This is a genomic window from Methylobacterium sp. Leaf87, assembly GCF_001422775.1.
GTDB lineage: Bacteria > Pseudomonadota > Alphaproteobacteria > Rhizobiales > Beijerinckiaceae > Methylobacterium.
On record NZ_LMMI01000001.1, the window covers coordinates 324,231 to 341,089 of the forward strand.

The 16,859-nt window shown below is 70.1% G+C and carries 16 protein-coding genes; 10 read left to right on the forward strand and 6 right to left on the reverse strand.

All coding sequences use genetic code 11. The features are described from left to right. The first annotated feature begins 156 nt into the window (after positions 1-156). Together ASF22_RS01470 and ASF22_RS01475 are read left to right on the forward strand one after the other, a co-directional pair. The gene (locus ASF22_RS01470; RefSeq protein ID WP_056170413.1) at positions 157-873 is read left to right on the forward strand and encodes a PhoH family protein; all 717 of its coding nucleotides are present in this window, start codon (positions 157-159) and stop codon (positions 871-873) included. A gap of 133 nt (positions 874-1,006) precedes the next feature. Beyond that, a complete protein-coding gene (locus ASF22_RS01475; RefSeq protein WP_056170416.1) occupies positions 1,007-1,255 on the forward strand; it encodes a hypothetical protein in 249 nt (82 codons plus the stop codon). 234 nt (positions 1,256-1,489) lie between these two features. On the opposite strand, the gene ASF22_RS01480 is transcribed toward ASF22_RS01475, so the two are convergent. The 4 genes from ASF22_RS01480 to ASF22_RS01495 all read right to left on the reverse strand — a co-directional run bounded on the left by ASF22_RS01480 (position 1,490) and on the right by ASF22_RS01495 (position 7,206). Next, the gene (locus tag ASF22_RS01480; RefSeq protein ID WP_056260787.1) at positions 1,490-3,019 is read right to left on the reverse strand and encodes a murein L,D-transpeptidase family protein; all 1,530 of its coding nucleotides are present in this window, start codon (positions 3,017-3,019) and stop codon (positions 1,490-1,492) included. 353 nt (positions 3,020-3,372) lie between these two features. Next, positions 3,373-4,326, reverse strand: coding sequence for an acetyl-CoA carboxylase carboxyltransferase subunit alpha (locus ASF22_RS01485; RefSeq protein ID WP_200918741.1), 954 nt, complete (start codon positions 4,324-4,326; stop codon positions 3,373-3,375). A gap of 108 nt (positions 4,327-4,434) precedes the next feature. Continuing rightward, positions 4,435-6,246, reverse strand: a complete 1,812-nt coding sequence (locus ASF22_RS01490; protein WP_056260792.1) for an aminopeptidase P family protein — start codon at positions 6,244-6,246, stop codon at positions 4,435-4,437. A gap of 24 nt (positions 6,247-6,270) precedes the next feature. Next, positions 6,271-7,206 (reverse strand): 50S ribosomal protein L11 methyltransferase, encoded by a 936-nt coding sequence (locus tag ASF22_RS01495; RefSeq protein WP_056260793.1) that lies wholly within the window; start codon positions 7,204-7,206, stop codon positions 6,271-6,273. Between the two features lie 178 nt (positions 7,207-7,384). Here ASF22_RS01495 and ASF22_RS01500 point away from each other — a divergent pair, with 178 nt between their 5' ends. From ASF22_RS01500 to ASF22_RS01520, 5 genes are all read left to right on the forward strand, one after another. Then, positions 7,385-7,540 (forward strand): hypothetical protein, encoded by a 156-nt coding sequence (locus ASF22_RS01500; RefSeq protein WP_244472972.1) that lies wholly within the window; start codon positions 7,385-7,387, stop codon positions 7,538-7,540. Positions 7,541-7,707: 167 nt separating this feature from the next. Continuing rightward, on the forward strand, positions 7,708-8,418 hold the full coding sequence (modB, locus tag ASF22_RS01505) for a molybdate ABC transporter permease subunit (RefSeq protein ID WP_244472973.1): 711 nt from the start codon (positions 7,708-7,710) through the stop codon (positions 8,416-8,418). Then, entirely contained in the window at positions 8,415-9,536 is a 1,122-nt protein-coding gene (modC, locus tag ASF22_RS01510; RefSeq protein WP_056260795.1) for a molybdenum ABC transporter ATP-binding protein, read from the forward strand. The genes modB and modC overlap by 4 nt, the downstream gene beginning before the upstream one ends. Positions 9,537-9,704: 168 nt before the next feature. Continuing rightward, the gene (locus tag ASF22_RS01515) at positions 9,705-10,058 is read left to right on the forward strand and encodes a hypothetical protein (RefSeq protein ID WP_056170438.1); all 354 of its coding nucleotides are present in this window, start codon (positions 9,705-9,707) and stop codon (positions 10,056-10,058) included. A gap of 114 nt (positions 10,059-10,172) precedes the next feature. After that, a complete protein-coding gene (locus ASF22_RS01520) occupies positions 10,173-10,598 on the forward strand; it encodes a SufE family protein (protein WP_056260797.1) in 426 nt (141 codons plus the stop codon). Positions 10,599-10,638: 40 nt separating this feature from the next. On the opposite strand, the gene ASF22_RS01525 is transcribed toward ASF22_RS01520, so the two are convergent. Together ASF22_RS01525 and ASF22_RS01530 are read right to left on the reverse strand one after the other, a co-directional pair. Further along, on the reverse strand, positions 10,639-11,529 hold the full coding sequence (locus ASF22_RS01525; RefSeq protein WP_244474176.1) for a DUF6456 domain-containing protein: 891 nt from the start codon (positions 11,527-11,529) through the stop codon (positions 10,639-10,641). A 195-nt stretch (positions 11,530-11,724) separates the two neighbouring features. Continuing rightward, positions 11,725-12,159 (reverse strand): MucR family transcriptional regulator, encoded by a 435-nt coding sequence (locus ASF22_RS01530; RefSeq protein WP_056170448.1) that lies wholly within the window; start codon positions 12,157-12,159, stop codon positions 11,725-11,727. Between the two features lie 562 nt (positions 12,160-12,721). Between ASF22_RS01530 and ASF22_RS01535 the strand changes: the two genes are divergently transcribed. The 3 genes from ASF22_RS01535 (at position 12,722) to ASF22_RS01545 (ending at position 16,842) form a co-directional block, all read left to right on the forward strand. Next, the gene (locus ASF22_RS01535) at positions 12,722-14,881 is read left to right on the forward strand and encodes a S9 family peptidase (RefSeq protein WP_056260801.1); all 2,160 of its coding nucleotides are present in this window, start codon (positions 12,722-12,724) and stop codon (positions 14,879-14,881) included. 344 nt (positions 14,882-15,225) lie between these two features. Beyond that, positions 15,226-16,056, forward strand: coding sequence for a hypothetical protein (locus ASF22_RS01540; protein ID WP_210166645.1), 831 nt, complete (start codon positions 15,226-15,228; stop codon positions 16,054-16,056). Between the two features lie 387 nt (positions 16,057-16,443). Further along, complete coding sequence (locus ASF22_RS01545) at positions 16,444-16,842, forward strand: VOC family protein (RefSeq protein ID WP_056260804.1); 399 nt, start codon at positions 16,444-16,446, stop codon at positions 16,840-16,842. The last annotated feature ends 17 nt before the right edge of the window (positions 16,843-16,859 follow it).

Below are 16,859 nucleotides of genomic sequence, written 5' to 3' on the forward strand. Positions count from 1 at the left end.
GAACCGCCCACTTGCGGCCGGATTGGCTGGTGACGGACACTGGTGCCCGGTCGAGGGAGAGGACGAGGATTACGGCAAGAGGGTTCGGCGCGTCACGTTCAACAGGTGCAGTTCAGATTGAGTCCGGTTGGCCAAGTCCAGGTGGAGTATTGATCGATGAAGAGACGGCGCACACGACTTGAACTTGTGGAAGATCGCCCCGTCCGGTTGCACCGGACCCGCTTCGACGAGGAACGCAACCTCAGCCCGATCCAGCCCCTGACCGACCGCCAGGCCCAGTATCTCGACGCCCTGGCCCTTCACAAGCAGGTGATCGTGCTCGGCCCCGCCGGCACCGGCAAGACCTTCATCGCCGGCACCCGGGCGGCGGACCAGCTCCGCCAGCGCCGGATCGGCAAGGTGATCATCACCCGCCCCAACGTGCCGTCGGGCCGCTCCCTGGGCTACTTCCCCGGCACCCTGGAGGAGAAGATCGCCCCCTGGGTCGCGCCGCTGACCGAGACCATGAAGGAACGCATGGGCGCGGCCGCCTTCGATATCGCGGTGAAGACCGGCGACATCGAGGTGGTGCCGTTCGAGGTGATGCGCGGGCGCACCTTCAAGAACTGCCTCGTGATCCTCGACGAGGCGCAGAACACCACCACGGCCGAGATCAAGATGTTCCTCACCCGCATCGGAGACGATTGCCAGGTGATCATCAACGGCGACGTGTCGCAGACGGATCTGCGCGAGACTTCGGGCCTGCGCACGGTGATCCACCTCATCAAAAGCCGGATGATGCCGATCCCCGTGGTGGAATTCACCCTCGACGATATCGTGCGCTCGGGAATTTGTGCTGATTGGGTGCGGGCTTTCGAGGAAACGAATCTCTGACTCGTGGGTTATCAGCGGCGGGCATCGCGGAGCCCGCCGCTCACTCCGGTGCGCGCCACGTGTCCTTCACCCGCAAGGGCCGGACGTGCAGACCGGGTGCCGCACTCGGACAAGAACACAACGGGAGTTCCACGTGAGGAAACTGACCTTCGCCATCGCCGTGCTCGCCTCGCTCGGCGGTGCCAGCCTCGCCACCTCCGCTTCGGCCGCGCCCGGCGCGCCGATGGGCGTCACCGCCCCCGAGACCGTGTCCACCGTGCAGATGACCCGCATGGAGCGTCGTATGGAACGCCGCATGATGCGCAACCGGATGGAGCGCCGTATGGAGCGCCGTCACATGCATCGCAAGATGATGCATCGCCGGATGATGCGCCGCATGTAATCGATCGCCGCGCGCGATCGAATCGGAAAGGGCCCCTCGCGGGGCCCTTTTTTCGTTCGGGATAGGATGTGCGTGTTTGGCGAGGCCCGATTTCGTGCTCCCAGGGGAGACGAGGCGACGGCCTCTGCCGCATCGCGCCGTCAGGGCCCGACCGATGCCGTGTCATCCCGGGGCCGTGCAGCGGCATGACACCGGTATCGATCCGGGAGCGTCCCTCTTCCGGAGCGCGTCCGCTCAATCCTTCGCGGCGGCGTTCCTGGTGATGGAGCCGGTGGTCTTCGTGGGCGACTTCGCCGCCTTCTCCTCGGCGGTGACGATCGTGGCGGGCTTAGGTTTCGCCGGCGGGTTCGCCGCCGCATGGATCTGCCCGGCATGGGCAACCTTCGCCGGGGCCTTCGGCGTGAGCTTGGCCGGCGCCGGATCGGCCGCGACGGCGGGCGGGATCGTCGCCGCGTCGGCGGCCGGGGTCGCCGGAGCGGGACCGTTGCTGAACAGGTTGCCGAGCAGCTTCTTGTAGGCGGCCGGATCGCCGTCGGCGTCGGCCACCATCACGCGGGCGGGTTTTGCCGGGGCCGGCTCGGCGGCGGGTTCGGCCTTCGCCATCAGGGTGGGGCTCGACACACCCGGCTTGGTCTTGCCGGCCTTGGCGGCGGCCTGCGCGGCCGCGGCCTTGGTGGGAATCGGCGCCTCGGCGCTGGCGAGCATCACCGGACGGCCCTTGGCGTCGACCTCGATCTCGCGGGCGCCCGCGATGGTCTCGGGCCGGCTGACTTCGCCGAGATGGTGGCGGGCGTAGTCCTTCGGATCGTAGGGCTGCTCCGGCTCCTCGGGCTTCACCAGGTTGGCGAAGGCCAGGGTGTTGGCAGGCGGCTGCGGCCGGAACACCGGGTTCTGGCTGCCGTCCTCGTAGACCACGCGGGTGGCGGGCGTGCCCTTGGCGACGAGTTCGGCGATCTCGCGGTTGTCGCGGTCGCGCTTCTCGGCGACCTGCGGGTCGACCCGCGGGGTGCACGAGCCGGCGGCCGCGTCCGAACCGCCGAACACGTAGCGGGCGCCGCACAGGCCCACCTTCGGCTCCTCGCGCAGGGCCTCGAAGTAATCGGAGCCCTCCTTGAGGTTCTTCCAGAACGGTGCGTTGGGGTCGTTGCGGAACTTCGCGACGTTCGCCGCCGTCATCCGGAAGGGATAGGACTGGAACTGGAACGCCCGCTGGCCCCCGGCGAAGGAATCGCGCGCCAGCGCATAGATCTCGCCCATGGATTCGTCGGTCATGGCAAAGCAGCCCGCCGACGAGCAGGTGCCGTGGACCATGATGTAGTTGCCCGTGCGGCCGTTGGCCCGATCGTAGGCGTTGGGGTACCCGGTGTCGAACGAGAGGTAATACGACGAGTTCGGGTTCATCTGCCCCGGCGTCACCGTGTAGAAGCCCTCCGGCGCCTGGCGGTCGCCCTGCTTGGTCTTGGGGCCGAGCTGGCCCGACCAGCGGCAGATCGGGAACGTCTTCAGGAGCGCGTACTGGCCGTTGGTGCCGCGCTTCCACACCTCCATCTCCGCTTCCTTCTTGTAGGCGCGGATGAGGATCGGGTCGTTCTGGGCCATGCCCTTCTGGGTCATGAGCGCGAGGGTTTTGGGCGGCACGGGCGCGAGGGCGCGCAGGGGAACGCCGCCGCCCGTCGAGCCGTCCTGGCAGGCGCCAAGCGAGATCGTGAGCGCGGCGAGGGCAGCGATCACGGACGGGCGCAACGCCGACGGGCGCACAGCCATGGGGAACCCCGTTCTCAAAAGTCACGCGTCCGCGGGATTCTCCCGTCGGACGCCACTCCCCAACCCAATAGCTCCGTTAAACTTACCCTCTTGTTACCGCAAGGCGATGGCAGCGGCGGCCGAGGGAGCCTGTGAATCCCGGGCATGGTTCGACGGACCCGCGGAACCCCGCTCCGGAGCCCAACAAACCGTACGCGAAGCCATTGGTGCGGAACGACTTTTGATCGCGGTCGCGGCGTCGTCCACCATCCGACGCATGTGCGCTCCCGCACGGCCCGCCCAAATAAACCTTAAAAGGTTCCTGCCACGAACCTGCGACAAAACGTCTAGCGCCCGTATCGTTCCCCGGTCGGCTACAGCTTCCGGCCGATCTCCAGGAACTTGACCGCGCGGCGGTCGCGGATTTCGTCCGGCGACAGGCCGTCGAATTCGGTGAGCGCGCTGGCTATCGCCTGTCCGGCGGCGGCCGTGGCGGCGGCGCGGCCGCGATGGGCGCCGCCCGTGGCCTCGGGCACGATGGTGTCGATGATGCCGAGCCGCAGCAGGTCCTGCGCGGTGATCTTCATGGCGGTGGCGGCGTCCGCCGCCCGGCCCTGGTCGCGCCACAGGATCGAGGCGGCGCCCTCGGGCGAGATCACGCCGTAGATCGCATGCTCCATCATCAGCACGCGGTTGGCGGTGGCGAGGGCGATGGCGCCGCCGGAGCCGCCCTCGCCGATGACGAGGGCGAGGTTGGGGACGCCGAGCCCGAGGCAGGCTTCCGTGGAGCGGGCGATGGCCTCGGCCTGGCCGCGCTCCTCGGCCTCTATGCCGGGGAACGCGCCCGCCGTGTCGATGAAGGCGAGGACCGGCAGGCCGAACCGGTCGGCCATCTCCATCAGACGCACGGCCTTGCGGTAGCCCTCGGGCTTCGCCATTCCGAAATTGTGGTGCAGGCGCGTCTCGGTCGAGTGGCCCTTCTCCTGGCCGATGACGCAGACGGACCGGCCCCGGAATCGGCCGAACCCGGCCACGATGGCGGCGTCCTCACCGAAGGCACGGTCCCCGGCGAGCGGCGTGAACTCGGTGATGAGATCGGCGCAGTAATCGACGAAGTGCGGCCGCTGCGGATGGCGGGCCACCTGGGTCTTCTGCCACGGGGTGAGCGAGGCGTAGATGTCCGACAGGGCGGAGGCGGCCTTGGCTTCGAGACGCCCGACTTCCTCGGAGATGGACACGGCGCCGTCGCGGGCGCCCACCGCCTTCAGTTCCTCGACCTTCGCCTCGAGTTCGGCGACGGGCTTCTCGAAGTCCAGGTAGGAGCGCATCACCGTCATCGGTCTCAAGGTCCATCCCAATCGCGGGCGCCGGGGTTTTGGGGACCCGGTGCGGTGCGGGGTGTTGGCGAAGGCCGGGCGGGTGTCAACCGCGCGGGGTCAGGCGAGGAGGCGGGTGGCCGCGTCGAGCCAGGCCCGTGTCGGAGCGTCGAGGTGGGGGCCGAGGGCGTCGCGGACCCGGGCGTGATAGGCGTCGATCCAGGCGCGCTCGGCCGGGCCGAGGAGGTCCACGGCGACGAGGCGGCGGTCGAACGGCGCCAGGGTCAGGGTCTCGAAGCCGAGCATCGGGCGCTCGCCCCCGGGGATGGCGCGCGGCTCGACGAGGACGAGGTTCTCCAGGCGGATGCCGTACGCCCCGGCGCGGTAATAGCCCGGCTCGTTGGAGAGGATCATGCCGGCCTCCAGCGCCACGGTGCCGGTCTTGGCGATGCGCTGCGGGCCCTCGTGCACGGAGAGGAAGGCGCCGACCCCGTGGCCGGTGCCGTGGTCGAAGTCGAGGCCAGCCTCCCACAGGGCGGCGCGGGCGAAGCCGTCGATCTGCGCCCCCGTCGTGCCCTTGGGAAACACCGCCCGCGCGATGGCGATGTGGCCCTTGAGCACCCGGGTGAAGCGGTCGCGCATGAGGTCCGTGGGCGGGCCGACGGCCACCGTGCGGGTGATGTCCGTGGTGCCGTCGGCGTATTGCGCGCCGGAATCGATGAGAAAGAGTTCGCCGGGCCGGACCCTTCGGTCGGTCTCGCGGCTCACCCGGTAATGCACGATGGCGCCGTTGGGGCCGCTGCCCGAGATGGTCGGGAACGAGACGTCCCGCAGCACGCCGCCCTCGCTGCGAAAATCCTCCAGGGCTTCCACGGCGGCAATCTCGGTCAAGCCCTCCGCCCCATCGAGCCAGGCGAGGAAGCGGACCACCGCGACGCCATCGCGAAAATGGGCGGCGCGGGTGCCGGCGATCTCGGCTTCGTTCTTCACGGCCTTCAGGGCGGTGATCGGGTCCGGGCCGGTCTCGGCCACGCCGCCGGCAGCCTCGATCCGAACTTTCAGGGCGATGGCCGCCGTGGCGGCGTCGAGGCGGATCGTCCGGCCCTTCGCGAGCCCGTCGAGGGCGGTCTCGAACGCCGAGCGGGGCCGGAGGTCGGCGACCGGCGCCAGCGCCGCCCGCAGGGTGGGGGCGATGTCGGGCGAAGCGAGGAACAGGGTCGGGCGGCCCTCCAGGGGCAGGATCGCGTAGCCGAGCGCCAGGGGCGTGTGCGCCACGTCGGCGCCGCGCAGGTTGAACGCCCAGGCGAGGTTGTGCGGATCGGAGATCACCAGGGCGGCGCACGCGGCCTTGGCGAGGGACGCGCGGATGCGGGCGAGTTTCTCGGGGATCGCCTCGCCGGCGAGCGCGAGGGGATGAGGCACCGCGGGGCCGGCGGGCGCGCCGGGTCGGTCGGCCCATACGGCATCGACGGGGTTGGCGGCGACGGCGCGCAGGGTCGCCCCGACCTTTTCGGCGACCCGCGCCAGGCGGGCGACGCCGTCCGGCGTGTGCAGCCATGGATCGTAGCCCAGCACCTGGCCGCGCGTGAGATGAGCGCCGATCCACGCCTCGACATTCGTCTCGGCGAGTTGGACCGGGGTGATGACGGCGGTGTCGACCTGGGCCGGAGCCTGGAGGGTGTAGCGCCCGTCCACCACCAAGGCGGCGGTGTCCGTCAGGATCACCGCCGTGCCCGCCGAGCCGGTGAAGCCCGTGAGCCAGGCGAGGCGCTCGGCCCCGGGCGGCACGTATTCCGACTGGTGCTCGTCGGCGCGGGGCACCACGAACCCGTCGAGCCCCTCCGCCGCCAGGATTGTTCGCAGGGCCGCGATGCGTGCGGCGCCCGCGCGGTGACTGGGATCGTCGAAGGTCTGGAAGCGGACGCGCGTCATGCGGCCAGGGTTACGCCGGGCGGTTCAGTGCGGCAACCATCCGCGCAGGGGCCGGGGTGCGGCGCCGCCGCGCTTGAGCACCAGGGTGGCCCAGCCCTCAATGAGGCCGTGGCGGGCGAGATGAAAACCGCGGTGGCGGTAGGTCGAGAGCACGCCCGGCACGTCGCGCTCGATGAGGCCCGAGAGGATGAGCACGCCGCGATCCGCCACCACCGCCGTGAGCGAGGGCGCGAGGCCCTTCAGCGGGCGGGCCAGGATATTGGCGAACACCACGTCGAACCGGCGCGGCCGGGCGGCGAGCGCGTGGCGCACGCCCGGGCCCTGGTAGAGCCGGAGCGTCGGGCCCAATCCGTTGAGGCGGGCGTTGCCGATGGCCGTCGTCACCGCCTCGGGGTCGAGGTCGCCGGCGATGACCGGGGTGTGCAGGGCTTTGGCCGCCGCGAAGGCCAGGATGCCGGTGCCGGTGCCGACATCGAGGACGTGGGCCGGGCGGCCGCGCTTCAGCACGTCGGCCAGCGCTCGCAGGCAGCCCAGCGTCGTGCCGTGGTGGCCGGTGCCGAAGGCCAGCGCCGCCTCGATCTCGATGGCGAGATCGTTGACCCGCACGGTGTCGCGGTCGTGGCTGCCGTGGACGAGGAAGCGCCCGGCCCGCACGGGGTTGAGCCCCTCGAGGGAGGCACGGACCCAGTCCTGCTGGTCGATGGTCTCGAAGGTCGCCGCATCGGCCTGGTCGCCGACCACGGGCCGGATGAGGTCGCGGACCCACGCCTCGTCGGGCGCGTCGGCGAAATACGCCTCCAGGCGCCAGGTCCGGCCGTCCTCGGCCTCGAAGGCGGCCACCGCCGTCTGCGTCGGGTCGAACATCTCGCCCAGCAGATCGGTCATCGCCTTGGCCGCCCCCTCGTCCGTGAGGAGCCGGAGCACGTGGGTCGGGCGGTGGGGGGGAAGGCCTTCGAGCATGGACGAGGGCTCTAACATCCCGGGCGATGCGTCGCCACTGTCGCGAAAATCTTACGGAACGGGGGCGGAAGTTCCGCGTTTGTCCTCGCTTCCCGGAGTCGCTTCGATCATCGCGGGTGCCCGTGTGCGTATGAAAATCAAGAGAACCGGTGCGCGAACGCCGGTGGTCATGGCGGAAATGTCCAAGTCCCGCAGGCGCCTCGCCCGCGGACGCGCGGGGATTCTCGACGCCGAGGCGCTGACCGCGCCGGTGCCGGGGCCCATGCTCGTGCTCCTCAGCCGCCTGCATCGCTCCGAGACCTCGTTGCGCGACGAGGACGAGCGTCAGTCCTGAGGCGGCCTTCGAAGGGTTGGCCCGGGTTCGCCAGCTCCGACGCCTGAAGTTGCGCGCGCCGTCTCCGGCGGCGCGGGCCCATGGGTGGCATCGTGGGCAGCGCCCGTTAAACCGCGTAGCTTGGCGACCGATCCGCGATCCGCCGCGCCCTTACCCCGGACTGCGCCTTGGACATTCCCGGCCTCGCCCTCGGCCTCACGCCCGACGAGTGGACCGCCATCGCCCTCAGCCTGCGGGTGGCGGCGGTGGCGACGGTGGCGAGCCTCGGTCCCGGCCTGGCGGTCGCCTGGCTGCTGGCGCGAAAACGCTTTCCCGGGCGCAGTCTCCTCGACGGGCTCGTGCACCTGCCCCTGATCCTGCCGCCGGTGGTGACGGGCTATCTCCTGCTCCTCGCCTTCGGCCGGCGCGGCACCTTCGGGGCGGCGCTGGCCGAGGCCGGCATCGTGCTGTCGTTCCGTTGGACCGGGGCAGCGCTCGCCTGCGCGGTGATGGGGTTCCCTCTCATGGTGCGGGCCATGCGCCTGTCCATCGAGGCCGTGGACCGGCGGGTCGAGCAGGCGGCGGCGACCCTGGGGGCCTCGCCGTGGGCGGTGTTCCGCACCGTGACCCTGCCGCTCGCGCTCCCGGGCGTGCTCGCCGGGGCGGTGCTGGCCTTCGCCAAGGCCATGGGCGAGTTCGGCGCCACCATCACCTTCGTGTCGAACATCCCCGGCGAGACCCAGACCCTGCCGTCGGCCATCTACAGCCTGACCCAGGTGCCGGGCGGCGAGGCCGGGGCCTTACGCCTCACGCTCGTCTCCGTGGCCCTCTCCATGGCGGCGCTCCTCGCCTCCGAACTCCTGGCCCGGCGCCTCGCCCGCCGGCTGGGGGCCGGATGAGCCTCCGGTTCGAGGCCGCCCTCGGGCGCGGCGCCTTCCGGCTCGACGTCGCCTTCACGGCGCCCTCCGGCCTCACCGCCCTGTTCGGGCCCTCGGGCTCGGGCAAGACCACGGTGATCGATTGCCTCGCGGGCCTCGCGCGGCCCGACCGGGGCCGCATCGTCGTCGACGGGCGGACCCTCCTCGATACGCAAGGCGGCATCGCCCTCCCCGTCCATCGCCGCCGCATCGGCGTGGTGTTCCAGGAAGCCCGGCTGCTGCCGCATCTCAGCGTGCGCCAGAACCTCGATTACGGCCGGCGGTTCTTCGCCCGCGGCGACGCGGAGAGCCCCGGCCTCGGCTTCGACGACGTGGTCGGGCTGCTGGGCATCGGCCATCTCCTGGCGCGGCGCCCCGCCGGCCTGTCGGGGGGCGAGGGCCAGCGCATCGCCATCGGCCGGGCGCTGCTGTCGCGCCCGCGCCTGCTCCTCATGGACGAGCCGCTCGCCGCCCTCGACGCGGCCCGCAAGGCCGAGATACTGCCCCTCATCGAGCGCCTGCGCGACGCCGCCGGCCTGCCCATCGTGTATGTCAGCCACGCCGTGTCGGAGGTGGCGCGCCTCGCCGACACCCTCGTGGTGCTGGAGGCCGGGCGCGTCGCCGCCGCCGGCCCGGCCGAGACCCTGCTGCGCAGCGGCGAACTCGGCCCCGAGCACGCCGCGCAGGGCGGCAGCCGCCTCGACATGGTGGTGGCCGGGCACGATTCCGCCTCGGGCCTCACCCGGCTCTCCGGTGCCGTCGGAACCTTGAGCGTCCCCCGCCTCGACCGCGCCGTCGGCACGGCGGTGCGCCTCCTCGTGCCGGCCCGCGACGTGCTGGTGGCGATCGAGATCCCCGTGGGCCTCAGCGCCCGCAACGTGCTCGCCGGGACCGTGCGGGATCTCGCGCCCCTCGGGGACGGGGCCGTGCGCGTCACACTCGCGTGCGGCGGCGTGGCGCTGGCCGCCCGCCTCACGCAGGCCTCCGTGCGCGACCTCGCGCTCACGCCGGGCCGCCCGGTCTTCGCCGTGGTGAAGAGCGTCGCGTTCGATCCCCAGGGCATCGGCACCGGCGGGAGTACCGCGCCGGTGGAGATCTGAAACGCCCGCCCCGACTCCTAAGATTCGATGGATGGCCGCAACGCTCCCTTGACGACACACGCACGGACCGGTGGGCGGGGACGATTCCTTAAGACTCGATTCAGGCCCCGCGCGTTCACTGGTCTCTCGGACTGGTATCCTGTCATCCAAGGAGGCGCGGGGCGAACGATGCAGATCTCGACCATCACCGCGACCCCGGCGTTCCGGGGACCGGGCGCGGGTCCGGCCCCCGTCGCCCCCGTCGCCGCGCCGGAGCCCCTCGCGCCCGCCGTGCGCGTCGACATCCGCAATCCGGAGCGTGACGCGCCCCGGCCGGAGCCGGACGCGGCGGTGACGCCGAACGAGGCCCGCGTCCGCATCGACCGGGACACCCGCACGGTGGTCTATCAGGAGGTCGATCCGGCATCGGGCGACGTGGTGATCCAGCTGCCCGATCCGGTGATCCTCAAGGCCCGCGCCTACGCCGAGCAGGCGGCCGCCGCCCGCGCGACGACCGAGCGCCCCCTCGACCGGACGGCCTGACGGGGCTCCCGAGCCCTGCGCATCCCCGACGCGGGCGGCGCTTCGGGGTCGCATCCGCCGGCGGGAGGCCTATATCGGAGGAAGCCCCGCCCGATCGCGAGACCGCCCCCATCCATGCTGCCGCCCATCGAGACCATCATCGAGAATTTCGGAATCCTGGACGAGGGACCGGACCAGATCGAGTACCTCATCGAACTCGGCCGCGCCCTGCCGCCGTTTCCGGAGGATCTCCTCACCGAGCACAACCGGGTCCACGGCTGCGAGAGCCAGGTCTGGGTGGCGTCCCGCATGGACGAGGCACAGGAGCCACCGCGGCTGAGCCTGCGCGGCACCAGCGATTCCACGGTGACCAAGGGGCTAATCGCCCTGGTGATGGCCCTTCACGACGGCAAGACGGCGCAGGAGATCGGCGCCGTCGACGTGTTCGGGGTGTTCAAGGAGATCGGGCTCGGCGCCCACCTCACCTCGAAGCGGTCCAACGGCGTGCGCGCCATGGCCGAGCGCATCCATCACGACGCGGCCCGGCTCCTGGCGGCGTGAGCGTCGCATCGGCCGGGCCCGTTCGGGCGGACGCGGAAAATCAGAGCGCCGCAGCGTCCCGCCACAGGCGCATCCGGCCCCGGCCCGGCCCCACGGCCTCGCGCTCGAAGCCGTAATGTTCGGCGAGACGCGCCAGCGCGATGCGGGCCACCACCTTGGCCGAGCGCGCCGGCCAGCGCCGCTCGGCCTCGATGCGCTCCAGCCCTTTCAGGAAGCCGCAGAGGTCGATGAGTAGGCCCGAGAGGTCGCTGCCCACGGCGGCCAGGGCCGTGCGTACGCGCTGGCGCGCCGCCAGCATGGCGTCGGAGGCGCTCGACGAATCGCGCGGCCCCGAGCCGTCGACCTTCGGCCCGCTCCAATCCGCCCCCATGCGCGGCATCATCACCGCCCGGGTCAGGTCGCGTCGCAGGCGTTCGCCGGCCTCGTAGCAGGCGGCGTCGATGAGCGGCACGCCGTCCCGGTCCCGGCGCCGGGCCATCCATGCCAGCGGGCTCTCGGCGGCGTCGCGTAAGGGACGCCCTTCGCGGGCGCCTTGCCGGGCGCCACCCTCGCCGACGAGGTCGAGGTGCTGGGCGAGGTAGGGCGGATGGGTGCCCGCCCGCTCGCGCCGCAGGCGGGCGAGCCCGGCCGGGCTGAGGGTGAGGCGCGCGTTGCGGCCGGCCGCCCGTTCCGCGAGGTCGGCGGACAGGAGCGCCGCCCCGGCTGCGGCGGGAAAGCGCCCGGCCCCGAGGGACACGCCGGCTCCGCCCACCCGCACGATGAACCAGCCCTCCGTGCCGGCGCCGTCCGCCATTGGTTCGGGCAGCGCGTAGGCGCCCTCTTCGGCCAGGGCCGCGAGGAGGCGCCTGGCGTCGCGCCCGAGAACCGGCGCCAAGCCGGCCGGACGGACCGTAGTGCGGGAAGTCGACGCAACGGATCGAATTTTGTTCATGATTTGTTCCACGAGTAACGCGGGCCAGCTCATCGCCCTGCAACCCATGGTAAAGGATATAAGTCCTAAATCAAGCCCGATTTCCCATTTCCCGGACATGATTCTCCGGGCGGATGCTGTGGCTCCGCCCGGTGCGAGGCATCGCCTCGAAGTCGCCGCCTCGACGGCAGACCTTCGTGCGATGCCGGACCGCCCTCAGGCGGCTTCGTCGTAGTTTCCGTTGCGGGTCTGGCCGAGGCCGATGGCCTTGGCAAGGTCGGACCGGGCCTTGGCGTAGTTCGGGGCGACCATCGGATAGTCCGGCGGCAGGCCCCACTTCGCACGATACTGCTCGGGGCTCATGTCGTACTTCGCGCGCAAGTGACGCTTGAGCGACTTGAACACGCGTCCGTCTTCCAGGCAGATGATGTGGTCCGCCGTCACGGATTTCTTGACGGAGACCGCCGGCTGCTGCGGAGCGGACGGAGCCTTCGGCTCCTCCTGGCCGCTGCCGATCTGGATCAGCGAGGCGTGGACCCGGCCGATGAGCTGGGCTAGCTCCGCCGGGGGAACCGGGTTGTTGCTCACGTAGGCCGAAACGATGTCGACCGTCAGTTCCACGTAATCCGCCGAATTTTCAAACTCAGTCATAGTCTTAGCGTTTCCTTAAATGCACAGATCCCCCCGGGACGAAAAAGCCCGATCGGTCTGGCGCCCAATGCCTCGATGGGTTGATGATGGTTTGCAGCATCAACGTCCGCTCTCCCGAAGGAGTGTAATCTATAGCGACGCACCCTGCCATGGGACGGGAAGCAATTAATCATTCCTCCAGCGCAGGACAAGGCAGTCGAAACCATCTTGCGTCGCGCCGTTGCACTGAATAATAATTCATCGAACACAATTGCACGGACACATCTGCACACGGCGCGCAATGTCCTGAGCTGTACAATCATGTACTTTTCAGCTCATTCTCGGGAGCCGCGAGGGCTCATCGCGGCGACGAAACGGCTTGCCGTAACGGTGAATCGTCTTGCCCCCGCCAGCCCGCGTCCGCTCCGATCGTCCCCGGTCCAGGGCTCCGTCCCGGTCGGAGGCCCCTTGCCGGCCCCCTCCCGGCGCTGCACATGGCTGTGACGAGTGGCGGGCACGCCGGTTCGATCATGCGAAGCATGCCCGCCCCGCGCCGCGCCAGCCCGATCCGAGGATTTTGGCCATGGTAACCGACCGTATTCCCATCACAGTTCCGTCAGCGGCACCGGTGGCCGAAGCGCGGCCCCATGCCTTCACGGTCCACGGCCGCACGATTACCGACGATTACGCCTGGCTCAAGGCGGAGAACTGGCGCGCCGTCCTCAAGGACCCGGCTGCCCTGCCGGACGAGATCGGCGCCTACCTGAAAGCCGAGAACGCCTACGCGGACGCCGCCCTGGAACCCGTCGCCGCCCTGCGAAAGACCCTGGTGGCCGAGATGCGCGGGCGCATCCGCGAGGACGACAGCGGCGTGCCCGAGCCCGACGGGCCGTTCGCCTACTACACCCGGCACCGCGACGGCGGCCAGCATCCCCTGGTGTGCCGGCGGCCCCGCACCGTGGTGGTGATCCCGGGGCAAGGCGCCGAGACCGCCGCCGAGGGCGGCCCCGAGGAGGGCGAGGTCATTCTCCTCGACGGCGACCGGGAGGGGGCGGGTCTGGCCTTCTTCGAGATCGCGGCGGCTGTCCATTCCGACGACCACGCGCGGCTGGCCTGGAGCGCCGACACCAACGGCTCGGAGTTGCACACCATCCGGGTGCGCGACCTCGACACCGGCCTCGACGGCCCCGACCGCATCGACGCGACCACGGGCGAAGTGGTGTGGACCAAGGACGGCAGCGCGTTCCATTACGTCGCCCTCGACAGTAACCACCGCCCGGCCCGGGTCCTGCGCCACCGCCTCGGCACCCCGCAGGCCGAGGACGTGCTGCTCTACGAGGAGCCGGATTCGGGCTTCTTCGTCCACATCGAGGAGACCCAGTCGGGCGACCACCTAGCCATCACGGCGAGCGACCACGAGACCTCGGAGGTCCGCCTCCTCGACCGGGGCGCCCCCGATGCGGCGCCCCTGCTGGTGCAGCCGCGCACGCCCCTGCTCATCTATTCCGTCGAGAACTGGGGCCCTCACCTCTTCATCCTCACCAACGCCGACGGGGCGGTGGACTTCAAGATCGCCACCGCCCGGATCGAGGCGCCCGGCCGCGAGAACTGGACCGACGTGGTGCCGCACCGGACCGGCGTGATGATCCGCCACCAGCACATCATCGCCGAGCACATCGTGCGGTTGGAGATCGAGAACGCCCGGCCCCGCATCGTCGTGCGCGACATGGCGGGCTCCGAGCACGTGGTGGCCTTCGCCGAGGAGGCTTATTCCCTCGGGCTGCAGCCCGGTCACGAGTTCGAGACGGCGGTGATCCGCTTCACCTACTCGTCGATGACCACGCCGGCCGAGACCTACGACTACGATTGCGTCACCCGCTCGCGGCAGCTGCGCAAGCGCCAGACGATCCCGAGCGGCCACAAGCCCGAGGACTACGTCACCCGCCGGCTGTTCGCCACGGCGCCGGACGGCGAGACCGTGCCTGTCTCGCTCCTGCACCGGCGCGACCTCGTCCTCGACGGATCAGCGCCCCTGCTGCTCTACGGCTACGGCTCCTACGGCACCCTGATGCCGGCGGCGTTCCGCACCAACCTGCTGTCCCTCGTCGATCGCGGCTTCGTCTACGCCATCGCGCACGTGCGCGGCGGCACCGAGAAGGGCTGGAACTGGTACCTCGACGGCAAGCGCGACAAGAAGCCCAACACCTTCTCGGACTTCGTCGCGTGCGGACGGGCCCTGATCGAGGCGGGCTACACCCGCTCCGGCAACATCGTCGCCCATGGCGGATCGGCCGGCGGCATGCTCATGGGGGCGGTGGCCAACCTGGCGCCGGAGCTGTTCGCCGGGATCGTCGCCGACGTGCCCTTCGTCGACGTGCTCAACACCATGCTGGACGGCGACCTGCCCCTGACCCCGCCGGAATGGCCCGAATGGGGCAACCCGGCCGACAGCCTCGCCGCCTTCGAGACCATCCTCTCCTACTCGCCCTACGACAACGTGGCGGCGAAAGCCTATCCGGCGATCCTGGCGCTCGGCGGCCTCACCGACCCGCGCGTGACCTACTGGGAGCCGGCCAAATGGGTCGCGCGCCTGCGGGCCACCATGACGGGCGGCGGCCCGGTGCTCCTGCGCATCAACATGGAGGCGGGCCACGGCGGTGCGGCCGGCCGCTTCGACCGCCTGGAGGAGGTCGGCCTGATCTACGCCTTCGCCCTGATGGCGGTGGGCCGGGCGCAGGCGTAGGACACGCTCCGCCGTGGCGGGCGCCTGTCCCGGCGGCGTGTCCTCGGTACGTCGGACAGGAGCCCCCGCGCGACAGATACAGCCGTAGAATCTCAATTCCACGGCCTCTTCAACGCTCTTTACCATGAAAACATCGGTAAACAGTCAAGCAGCTTTGTTTTTGTTGATAATCAAGCTTTCGCGCAGCGTTAATCTTGCGGGAACATGGAGAGGTCACTTATGTCCGATGCTGGAAAAAATCTTTTGGCGTAGGATTTCACATGTTGAATCCGTTGGTCCGGCGTATCTTCAGTCCCGGAAAGTTCGAGCGCGTCCTTGCGGAACGACTCACCGAACCCCTTCACGTGAACATCGCTGCGGCGTTCGTGGCGTTGTTCGGAAGCTTTCGTCGGAAGGTCGACTTCGATCTGGTGATCCGGCCGCAATACGCCTTCCCGATCCTGCGCGCCGCCGACCTCGCGCGCGAATGGGGCTATACACGCCTGACCATCCTCGAATTCGGCGTGGCGTCCGGGGCAGGGCTTCTCAACATCTGCCGGATCGCCGAGAACGTGACGAAGGCCACCGGCATCACGTTCCGCGTCGTCGGCTTCGACACCGGCACCGGAATGCCGCCGCCTATCGACTACCGCGACCTGCCGGAGATCTATCAGGCCGGCGACTTCCCCATGGACGTCGAGCGCCTGCGGAACAACCTCCCGGTCAATTGCGAGCTGATCATCGGCGACATCGCCGAGACCCTGCCCCGCTTCCTCGAGACCGTGACGGCGGATGCGCCGATCGGGTTCGCCTCCATCGACGTGGATTACTATTCTTCTGCCAAGCAAGCCCTGGAAATCTTCCGCGGCTCACCCGATAAATACCTCCCCCTTCTGCCGATCTACCTCGACGACGTCGGCGACATCACGGTCAACCCCTGGGTGGGGGAGGCCCTTGCGGTCAACGAATTCAACACGGAGAACGAGCTGCGCAAAATCGCGCCCTGGACGATGCTGCGCGCACGCCGCCTCTGCAAGAACGCCAAGTGGATCGATCACATCTTCGGCGTCCACATTCACGATCACAAAATCCGTACACCAGGCGGCCGGGTCGGGCGTCGCCTGACTATCGACAACGAGTTCATCGGAGTCGCCTTCAAGGACGCGCCCGCAGGCGAACGGCCGAAGGCGGCCTGAGCGGCCTGAGGCTACGCCTCCCGATTGGGCTTCGGCCGCGCGCGGCGCGGCTTGGTATGGAGCATCGGCAGGTCGCCCTCGGATAATCCGAGTCGGCCGATGGGGGCTTGGCGGTCGATGCCCCCGTGAGGCCGCGGCCAGTTGTACCTGGAGTAGAAGGCCGAGCGTTCGTCTCCGCGTTGATCGGACGTGTCGTGGGCATGGGCATAGGCCGGTTTCGCGCAGGAACGTCTGGACGACGCGCTCGGTCTTGCCGTTGGTCTTCGGGGCGTCGCGCCGGTTGCGTTTAGGAGCGGTGCCGCCCCATCCCCAGGCTCTGGCTTAGCGCCTGGATTTGACGCCCGCGGCCCCCGCCCATCGGGTGACGCCCGATCCCCGGAGATGAGAATGACGGCCCTGACGACCCGCCTCCACTGCGACCACCTCCACCTGCGCAGCCGCGATGCCACCGCGGCCGGCGCATTCTACGTCGACAAGCTCGATGCCCGCGAAGTCGGGCGCGAGGGTAGCCCGGTGAGCCGGGTGATCCTCGACCTTGGCGGCCTGACCCTGTTCATCGAGCAGGCGCCGGAGGGATTGACCCCCGCCGCGCCGGCGCCGCATCTCGGCATCGAGCACATCGGCCTCGGCGTCCTCGACATCGACGCGACCTACGCCGAGCTCCGCCGCCGGGGCGTCACCATCGTGTCCGGCATCACCGACGTGCGCCCGGGCCTGCGGGTCGTTTTCATCGAAGGGCCGGACGCGGTCCGCATCGAGTTCCTGCAGCGTTCGGACCCGAACTGACCGGGCCGCCGCGCCCT

Excerpts from the sequence above, each read along its gene's own strand:
- ASF22_RS01470 (WP_056170413.1), top strand. The coding sequence starts at position 157 with ATGAAGAGACGGCGCACACGACTTGAACTTGTGGAAGATCGCCCCGTC.
- ASF22_RS01480 (WP_056260787.1), bottom strand. The coding sequence starts at position 3,019 with ATGGCTGTGCGCCCGTCGGCGTTGCGCCCGTCCGTGATCGCTGCCCTC.
- ASF22_RS01485 (WP_200918741.1), bottom strand. The coding sequence starts at position 4,326 with ATGCGCTCCTACCTGGACTTCGAGAAGCCCGTCGCCGAACTCGAGGCG.
- ASF22_RS01490 (WP_056260792.1), bottom strand. The coding sequence starts at position 6,246 with ATGACGCGCGTCCGCTTCCAGACCTTCGACGATCCCAGTCACCGCGCG.
- ASF22_RS01495 (WP_056260793.1), bottom strand. The coding sequence starts at position 7,206 with ATGCTCGAAGGCCTTCCCCCCCACCGCCCGACCCACGTGCTCCGGCTC.
- ASF22_RS01500 (WP_244472972.1), top strand. The coding sequence starts at position 7,385 with ATGTCCAAGTCCCGCAGGCGCCTCGCCCGCGGACGCGCGGGGATTCTC.
- modC (WP_056260795.1), top strand. The coding sequence starts at position 8,415 with ATGAGCCTCCGGTTCGAGGCCGCCCTCGGGCGCGGCGCCTTCCGGCTC.
- ASF22_RS01515 (WP_056170438.1), top strand. The coding sequence starts at position 9,705 with ATGCAGATCTCGACCATCACCGCGACCCCGGCGTTCCGGGGACCGGGC.
- ASF22_RS01520 (WP_056260797.1), top strand. The coding sequence starts at position 10,173 with ATGCTGCCGCCCATCGAGACCATCATCGAGAATTTCGGAATCCTGGAC.
- ASF22_RS01525 (WP_244474176.1), bottom strand. The coding sequence starts at position 11,529 with ATGAACAAAATTCGATCCGTTGCGTCGACTTCCCGCACTACGGTCCGT.
- ASF22_RS01530 (WP_056170448.1), bottom strand. The coding sequence starts at position 12,159 with ATGACTGAGTTTGAAAATTCGGCGGATTACGTGGAACTGACGGTCGAC.
- ASF22_RS01535 (WP_056260801.1), top strand. The coding sequence starts at position 12,722 with ATGGTAACCGACCGTATTCCCATCACAGTTCCGTCAGCGGCACCGGTG.
- ASF22_RS01545 (WP_056260804.1), top strand. The coding sequence starts at position 16,444 with ATGACGGCCCTGACGACCCGCCTCCACTGCGACCACCTCCACCTGCGC.